The 8,842-nt window shown below is 32.4% G+C and carries 8 protein-coding genes and 1 pseudogene; 2 read left to right on the top strand and 7 right to left on the bottom strand.

Translation table 11 applies throughout. From position 1 onward, the window contains the following. On the bottom strand, positions 1–739 hold a 739-nt coding region (gene yabG, locus TA89_RS02535; RefSeq protein WP_040210569.1), incomplete at its 3' end, for a sporulation peptidase YabG. 106 nt (positions 740–845) lie between these two features. Next, a pseudogene (locus tag TA89_RS02530) lies at positions 846–1,841 on the bottom strand (CotS family spore coat protein). A gap of 104 nt (positions 1,842–1,945) precedes the next feature. Here TA89_RS02530 and TA89_RS02525 point away from each other — a divergent pair. Continuing rightward, positions 1,946–3,070, top strand: a complete 1,125-nt coding sequence (locus TA89_RS02525) for a glycosyltransferase family 4 protein (RefSeq protein WP_040210567.1) — start codon at positions 1,946–1,948, stop codon at positions 3,068–3,070. 32 nt (positions 3,071–3,102) lie between these two features. Here the strand turns inward: TA89_RS02525 and TA89_RS02520 are convergent, their stop codons facing one another. From TA89_RS02520 to TA89_RS02510, 3 genes are read right to left on the bottom strand one after another with little or no spacing between them, the layout of a single operon-like run. Then, entirely contained in the window at positions 3,103–4,149 is a 1,047-nt protein-coding gene (locus tag TA89_RS02520) for a CotS family spore coat protein (RefSeq protein ID WP_040210565.1), read from the bottom strand. A gap of 15 nt (positions 4,150–4,164) precedes the next feature. Continuing rightward, the gene (locus tag TA89_RS02515; RefSeq protein WP_040210563.1) at positions 4,165–4,920 is read right to left on the bottom strand and encodes a hypothetical protein; all 756 of its coding nucleotides are present in this window, start codon (positions 4,918–4,920) and stop codon (positions 4,165–4,167) included. A gap of 14 nt (positions 4,921–4,934) precedes the next feature. Next, positions 4,935–5,930 (bottom strand): CotS family spore coat protein, encoded by a 996-nt coding sequence (locus TA89_RS02510; RefSeq protein ID WP_040210561.1) that lies wholly within the window; start codon positions 5,928–5,930, stop codon positions 4,935–4,937. A gap of 133 nt (positions 5,931–6,063) precedes the next feature. On the opposite strand from TA89_RS02510, the gene TA89_RS02505 reads away from it, so the two are divergent. Continuing rightward, positions 6,064–7,182: a glycosyltransferase family 4 protein gene (locus TA89_RS02505; protein WP_040210559.1), complete on the top strand. Its 1,119-nt coding sequence runs from the start codon at positions 6,064–6,066 to the stop codon at positions 7,180–7,182. Positions 7,183–7,191: 9 nt separating this feature from the next. Here TA89_RS02505 and TA89_RS02500 read toward each other — a convergent pair whose 3' ends face one another. Together TA89_RS02500 and TA89_RS02495 are read right to left on the bottom strand one after the other, a co-directional pair. Continuing rightward, the gene (locus tag TA89_RS02500; RefSeq protein ID WP_242850060.1) at positions 7,192–8,469 is read right to left on the bottom strand and encodes a sugar ABC transporter substrate-binding protein; all 1,278 of its coding nucleotides are present in this window, start codon (positions 8,467–8,469) and stop codon (positions 7,192–7,194) included. 75 nt (positions 8,470–8,544) lie between these two features. Beyond that, the gene (locus tag TA89_RS02495; RefSeq protein WP_040210555.1) at positions 8,545–8,841 is read right to left on the bottom strand and encodes a hypothetical protein; all 297 of its coding nucleotides are present in this window, start codon (positions 8,839–8,841) and stop codon (positions 8,545–8,547) included. Position 8,842 lies beyond the last annotated feature (1 nt).

The following is an 8,842-nucleotide window of genomic DNA, read 5'->3' as shown; positions in this document are numbered from 1 at the left end:
TATTTGTATAGGCTATTTTTTCGCATATAAAAACAGGATCCAGGCAGTGAATAAGCACACGGCTGGGTGAGCTTGCAAAGTTTGCACCGGCATCTAAAATCCTTTCATAGCAGGATTGGCATGCCCCGGCGAAGATTACTAATTCATCATAACTGGAATTATAGTTTCTCAGAGCTGTAACCGCTTCAATGAAGTATTTAGAATTTCTGTAATTGGATAAGTCTAAAAAGTCTTTAGTATCACGGACCATGCCATCATGACCGGTTAGTACTATAATATCCGGCTTAATTTGTTTTACAAACTCCACTGCCTTTAAAGGCTGCTCCCTTTCCGCTACAACATAACCTGCTGCATCTAAGGAGAGCTGTTTATAGGCTTTAAGGCATGCTTCAAGATAGTTCTCATCTCCATCAATGTGAAGTATCTTCCCCGGCCTTCCGAAGGCCAATTCTTTTGTAGGTATAATCTTTGGGCTTTTTTGTATTCTTTTAATATCTATTCTGCTAGCCATAACTTTTTTAATCACTTCATTAACTCGGGAATTAAATATCCTATCCTTTTCTCCGCTGTATTCTTTTGTTACCTCCTCCAAATCTCCCTCTGTGGAATCTGCAATAATTCTTATATTAATCCCCTTTAATATATAGGTTTTCTGAGCTTCATCTTCTTTTATATCTATTATTTTAAAAGTGATATCTTTTCCATAAGACTTTCTTACTACTATATCTCCTATCTCCATTGCTCTTCTCCTAAATATGATTTCATTAATATAATATGGTGTTTTAAATTATATGCTACAAAATAAATACGCCTTCAATTACTTAAGGCGTATTGCTCCTAGGGAACTATTCCTGATGAAAATGCTCTTTAAATTCATCCATAAACCTCATATAATCTTGCTGTTCTTCTATAAGGCTTTCTATTTTTTTTGCAAAGGTGTTTTGTGCCCAATTTACCTCGTTGTAGTAATATCTGTTAGCTAAACGCCAGAACCTCTGAGGGAATAACAAAAATGAGTATAGCACCCTATATTCCTCTTCCATAAGCTGGCTTACGGAGGAGTATGACTGAAGTATAAGTTCAGCAAATTTAAAGTCCCAGTTATTTCTTTTCAGTACCTTTATCATAAATTGGATATGTCAAAAATACGGATTTCTCTTTTGGAATAGTCAAAATCAATAACGTTCATAGCATTATCTTCATCAATTATAATATTATGATAGGTATAGTCATGATGGCAGAAGCTCTTTTCCTGCTCTGCCTTTTCACAAAGGGAATAATACTCAGAATTATTCAATACCATCATAGCCTTTTTACCAAGGTCTTTGTAAAACTGCATGGTTTTAATGTAGTCCATATCAAAATCAGATTTGTTCGTCTCTTATCATGTCTCTCATTTTATCCAGTGCTTTAATCCTTTTTTCCATTAAATGAGGCCATCTGCCTAAGTCACTTTTTAACTTACTGTTTTCAGGAGGTTCATATCCTTTAGAAGCTATATGTAGCATAGCTAGATTCTTTGAAGCTAAGGCCACTTCCTCCATATTATAAAAGTCACATTCTCTCCCCGGTATCCACTGAGATAATGTATATAAATCTTCGTTTACAATAGCGTAAGGCTCTCCATCTGTATTTAAATCGTACCTGTCTATCTTGGTATATCCATTGCTTATGAGGTGCTCTTTTGCTCCATACACAAATAAAAGCTTCTGAGCTCCATAATTAATTTTTTTCAAGCATTTTTCACCCTTATTTGTCTTAAGATGATACACACCTTTATTTGGCTTTATACTCTCAATTTTAATGTTAAACTGCCTTTCAATCTCAAATTCTCTCATCATCTTAATCACCTCCTATATAATTTATATGTAGAGGCAATTCTATTTATTAACACTTTTTATACACATTAATATAATAAAATATAAGCATTATGAAAGGAAACTATATGAAAATAGGCATAGACGGCAGAGCTGCTCACTGGTATAGAGGTACTGGGATCGGAACTTATACCTCACAGCTTATAAACAGTTTGAATTCTATAGATCCAATAAATGAATATTTAATTTTTGAACCAGAAAATTCAAAAAACAGCCTCAATTTTAAAAAGAATTTTTCTATTTCATATATAAATTCATATACTACTGACAACTTTTGGGACAGTATACACATACCTGGAATCATAAACTCCACAGATATGGATATTTACCATGTTCCTCAAAATGGAGTGGGTTTGCCAAAAGATTTACATTGCCGTAAGGTTATAACATTACATGATATTATACCTTTAAAAATGCCGGAAACCGTAGGCGAAAGGTATTTAAAAATATTCAATGAAGAAATGGAGGATATAGTTAAAGACTGTTCAGGTATAATTACTGTTTCAGCTTTCTCTCAGAGAGATATTTCAGAGGAATTCAATTACCCCATAGATAAAATTTTTGTAACTCCTTTAGCTGCAGAAGATATTTATAAACCCATGGACAAAAAATATTGCAGAAGCATAATAGAAAAACAATATGGGATTCAGGATGATTTCCTTCTTTATGTGGGAGGATTTTCCCCAAGAAAGAATATATTAGGGTTAATCGAAGCTTTTTCATTACTTCTCAAAAATAAAACCCCTGATTTAAAGCTTGTAGTAACAGGCAGACATGGAAAGTCATATGAAATCTACAAAAATCGTACAATAGAATTAGGTATAGAGTCTTCTATTATATTTCCAGGATTTATACCATTAGTGGATATGCCTATGCTGTATAACGCAGCCCTTTTTCTTGCTTATCCCTCCTTTTATGAAGGATTCGGCCTTCCTCCTTTAGAATGTATGGCCTGCGGTACTCCTGTGATCGCCTCCAATGTAACCTCACTGCCTGAGGTCTTAGGAGATAGCGCCATACTTATAAACCCTCATGATGTAGATGAATTACATGCCGCCTGCGTTTCTTTATTAGAGGATACCCAACTTCAAAATACACTTATAAGAAAGGGACTGGAACGCTCTTTTGACTTTAATTGGAATAAAACAGCTTCAGCTACTCTTTCAGCCTATGAAAGTATACTAAATTTATAATATAAAATAATACCCTGTATAAATACAGGGTATTATTTTAAGAATAACTCCTTAAACTCCTTCAAAAATGACATCTTGCTTGGTGTATATTCTATCTTTTTTCTAAATCTGTTTATAAAAACTTCTTCTTCCCAATCTTTCTGCTTTAAATAATAATTTCTTGTAATAGAAACAAAGTCCTCTGGAAACTTAAGCATTATATACATAACTTTAAATTCATCTTTACTTATAGCATGATATTTTGAATATTCCTTAATTATATTTTTAGCTATTTCCATATTATAATCATAATTTTTAATACTTTTAATTATGAGATTACTTAAGTCTTTTATTTTTAAATCTATAGTGCTGAAATCAAAGTCCAATAGGAACGCTTTCTCTTCATGAATTAAAATATTATGATGAGCGAGATCATTATGGCATAATGATATTTTATCTACATCTCCGCAAATACTTTTATAGCTGCACTCCTCCATGAGACTGATACACTCATTAAGCTCTTCTATATTAAAGTCAGCTTCCTTTAAAAACATCTCATCCATTTCACTTTTATACCTGTATTTACTTACCTGAAGTTTAATATCTTTAAGCATAGCACGGCTCTTTTCCAATACTTCCGGATACTTAAATAATGTGATGTTATCTCCTGCACCATCTACAGTATCTCTTTGAAAAAACTCAAATATTCCATGGGATGCAGCGTGCATCTCCCCTAGTGCTGAAGCTGCAAGCTGAATATCCACAGGGTTAGTTACCTGGCATTCCCGACCTTCCACTACATTTAAAAGAACATAAAGAGAATCCTCCCATAGAACATAAAGCTCTCCATCCGCAGCTGTTTCAAAGCTTATTATCCTATTAAATTTAGAAGAGATGAAATTCAAAGCCTTAACTATAAACTTAAGTCTGGATATAGGAAAGTCCAATCTTTTAAGTATTTTTTTACCTTCTTCAGTATGAAGTATAAATATACTTCTTAAAGGAACGATATCAAAAACTTCTAAATTAAATTTTCTAAACAGCCTCACATCTAAGTCATAATAGCATAAATTCTTTTTATCTATATACTTAGTATCCAAATGCTGACTCCTTTCTTAAACTTCCTCACCATCTTTTAAATAAGCTTCTCTCAAGCTATCTACGTATTCTTCTTCTGTCCAGTTCTTCTTTGAGCTTCTATATCTGCTGCAGGCTTTCATAAATTCATAGGGATAATTTATCATAGCAGTGATAAACTTCTCACTGTAGGGTTCCAGGCACATACTCTCTACATACTCCTTTATTAGCTCATTATAGTTTAATCTGCAGCCTTTTCTCTTTGCTCTGCTTAAGAACTTTATAGCGTCACATTCCATTAGATTATAAGCACATCTGGAAATATCTTTTATAAACAGCCTATCTGTCCTGCCAATATTATCAGGGTTTATATTTCCTATACATATTTCATTAGCTCTCATACTTCTGTAAATCATCTCAATATAACCTGAGTTCCTGGCTCCATCTATAGATTTTTCAGCTCTTTCTAAAAAATAATCTCCCTTCATCATTAATTCTTTTTCAAAATTATTCATTGGAGAATACTTATTTATATTGCTAATATCCCTTTTCAGCCTTCTTATCTGTACTTTGCATCCTTCCACCAATTCTCCGATGCAGTTAGGAAGCCTGCTTCCAATCAATCCTGTATATCCTTTTAATTCCCACTGCAAATCTGCTATCACTTTTAAAATGTGCTTTGCAGTTTTATCTTCCAGCTTCCACGAATTATCCCTTTCGCATTCTTCCTCCAATATCAAAATACCTTTTTCTAATAAATATCCCTTAAAGGTAGAAGATTGAGAATTCTGCATTACTTAACCTCCTATTATTTATAACTCTTTAATTCCTTTATAAATTCTGCTTTATCTTCAATATCTTCTTTTATTTTCCTAAGCTTATTAATAAAAAACTCTTCTCCCCATTGCTGCTGTTCCCAATAATATTGAATACCTAACTGCCAGTAATCCTGAGGAAACTCCATGAAAGATGCTATAACAGGTACCTGATAGCTTTTGATTTCATTAACTTTAGAATAGCATCTCAATATAAATTCTGCTTTTTCCATATCCCATTTGCCGTTTTTCATAGTTCTGAGCATTAAACTGCTGACATCATGCAGATAGGAATCTAGAATGCAGTAATCAAAATCTATAATGGTAACCTGTGAGCTGCTGCCTATAAGTACATTATGATGGGCATAGTCATGGTGGCAGAATCCTCTTTTATAAAAATCCTTATTTACTATATTGAAATAATCCGCTTCCTTCAGCGATTTTATAGAGTGTTCGGCTGTTATAAGCTCTTTATCCATAAGCTTTAAATACATTTCATCAAATTCTGTCTTCTTAGCCTTTTGGCTGATTCTTTTCTTAAAATCCAGTATTTCAATACTTCTTACAGAAAAGTTATCAATCCATCTGAACCATCCTACCCTCGGCTTCATGTTTCTGTTTACGTTAAAGCCCTCACTGTGTTTATGAAGCTTTCCCAGAGTTGTAGAAGCAAGATACAAATCATAAGGATTATCATAATTGCTTTCTCTTGCATTTATCCATGGGTTAATATATGCAAAGTGGTTGTTTATTATAGTGTAATTTTCACCTTTTAAGTTTGGTATTATGATAGGAATATTGCTAAACCCCATTTTCATAAGATGACACATAGCAGATAATATAAAGTTAAAATGCTTTAAATTATATTTTATAAACTTTATGGAGTAGCAGCCTTCTTTACAGTACAGTTTATATACATTTTTTATCCTTTCTCCATGGAACACTTCTAATCCGTAATTATCTTTAACAGCTTTAATTATATTCTCCACCGCTTATACATACTCTCCAGGTTAATGCTTCTTTTTTAGTATATGAATATTTACTATTAGCTGTGATAATTATTCACAAATACACTGTGTGATTAATATTTATAATAATATAGTCAATATGTAGGAGGATTATATGAGAATTGCTATAGATGCCAGAGGAATAAACCTGTATAAAGGAACAGGCATAGGAACATATACTCAGAATATTATAAAAAAACTCTTAAGTATAGATACCTCTAATGAATACAGTATATTTTGGAGCGGTGAAAATTATAAAGAATACGAGATGAAAAACACAAAAATTATAATGACTTCAAAAAAACATCAAAGATTTTTCGAGAAGGATTATTTTCCTCACAGTATAAATAAAAGCTCTATAGATATTTATCATATTCCTCAAAATGGTATGGGGATGAATCCTGAGATTAAATGTAAAAAGATATGCACAATTCATGATTTAATACCTTATATAATGCCTGAAACTGTAGGAAAAGGCTATTTAAAAAACTTTATAAAAAAGATACCTGAAATAATGGAAATCTGCGACGGTATAATTACGGTATCTGAGTATTCAAAGCAGGATATATTAAAATTCTTTCCAGGTTTTCCTGAGGACAGAGTATTCGTTACACCTCTAGCTGCAGATAGTATCTTCACTCCCTTGGATAAGAAAAAATGCGGAGAAATAATTAAAGATAACTATAATATTGACAAGCCATTTATATTATATTTAGGAGGTTTCAGCAAACGAAAAAACGTAGAGGCATTAATCGAAGCTTTTATAATGGCTCTTCCGGAATTAAATGAGGATTATAATTTGGTTATAGCAGGATCTTTAAAAGACGATGGCAAAGCTTTATTTGATAGGGTTATTGAAAATAATTGGCAAAGACATATAAATTTTATAGGTTTTGTAGAAGAGCAAATGCTTCCTGTACTGTACAATTCCTGCAGCACTTTTGTATATCCTTCATTATATGAGGGTTTTGGACTTCCTCCTTTAGAGGCCATGAGCTGCGGTACCCCGGTTATCACCTCAAGGGTGAGTTCCATTCCTGAAGTGGTTAAGGATTGCGGAGTTTTAATCGATCCATATTGTATAGAGGATATAGCACAGGCATTAATAAAGCTCTTAAACAGTAAGTCTCTTTTATCTTATTTATCCAAGCGCTCTTTAGAAAGAAGCAGAGAATTTTCATGGGAAAGAGCTGCAAAAACCACTTTGGATGTGTATAAAAAAATATGCAATTAAAAAAGCAGCCTAATCTGGCTGCTTTTTAATAACTAACTCATTCATATCTTTAATAAGTTTATTAAGTACAGATTCTACGTTTTCACCCTTTACCATGTTTTCTATACTGGAATGAAAAATATTTTCTATATGAAAATCATAAGAATTATATTTAATGCTCGGACTATTCTTATAAGTTTTTTCAAATATTCCATATACCTTATCCTTAGATAATGCTTCAATTCTGCTGTCAAAGATTTCTTTGTTGTACACCGGGGTATATACAGGAAAAATCCCCTGTTTTATCATAGCATCAGCTAAAGCCTGGGTATCTGTAAGAGCAAATTCAATAAACTTTTCCGCCGCTTCTTTATTCTTAGAATAATTTGAAATGGTAAGATTATAAGCCGGTATCTGAGCACTTGTATTTCCACCTGGTTCAAAAGCTGGAAGGGATTTGACTCCTACAGGTAAATTATCCGAACCAAGCTTTTGAACATAATCCGGAAAACCTATTATCAAAGCTATATTTCCCTTTTTGAAACCTTCAATCATCTCCTGTTCAGATTCATACACTCCTATATTGGAGGTTTCTATAAGGGCCTTAATCAAAGATAATATCTTTTCATACCTGCTTATGGTGGTATCGATGTTATCCCCTTTAAAATAAGACTCCATGGAACACTGATTTGCAAACAGCGCCATAAGCTTGTTATAGTCCCTTGAAGAAATTCCAAATATTTTCTTTTTATTTTGAGCTGCTAATTTTAGTTTCTCAGAAGCCTCCAAAACACTTTTCCAGGAATTTATATCCTCAGGAAAAAATCCTATAGATTCAAGGATATCCTTTCTGTAAAATAATACTGCGGGCTTAGCATCTATAGGAAAACCATAATAATCGTTTTCCATTTTAACTTCTTCCAATCGTGCTTTTATAAAATTTTTTTCATACTTTCCAGCCAAATTAGTAAGAGGGTTTAAAACATCTTTATTCTGACTGTAAGCGCTTATAAAGCTGCTCTTCATGGTAATTATATCAGGTTTTTCCTGTGCAGTATTATAATTATGAATGAATTTATTATTTACCTCTTCCTCGGTTTTAGAAACAATGTTTATATTTATATCCGGATATTTCTCCTTAAACCTTTTAGAAGAATCTTTTAAGTAAGAGAAATATTGTTCCTCCGCCCAAATGGTTAAATCTCCCTTAAGTCTGCTATCTTCATTATTCTTAATATCTTTTCTATCAGAAAAACAGCCGGTAAATAAAAATACTATAAATAATAAAACAGCCATTTTCTTTTTCACCAAACTTCACCCCCCTGATGGGATTAGGAACTGACTATCCTTTAAAACATTATAGCTGTGTATTTCACAGCTATTTTAAACTGAATATTTGTTTTTAATATTAATAAATATAAATATAGAAAACACTACTGGCAATACTAAAATAGCTGCATAGTTACTTTTATTTTCAATTAACAAAAATAATCCTACAGATAAACAGTATATCTGTATAAATTCCATAGTACTCTTAAACTCTTTAAAATACTTATTCCAGTCTCTTATGCCCTTATAACTGTTCCTTCTATGGTTGAACCATTTATCCGGATAAATAAAGGTTATAGCAAAGCTTATAAACGCTATAATCAAACATAAAAATCCTATATAATTATTCATT

It is taken from the genome of Clostridium polynesiense (genome assembly GCF_000820705.1).
GTDB lineage: Bacteria > Bacillota > Clostridia > Clostridiales > Clostridiaceae > Clostridium_AA > Clostridium_AA polynesiense.
The sequence above is the reverse complement of the archived record's forward strand: the minus strand, read 5'-3'. Positions and strand labels throughout refer to the sequence as shown.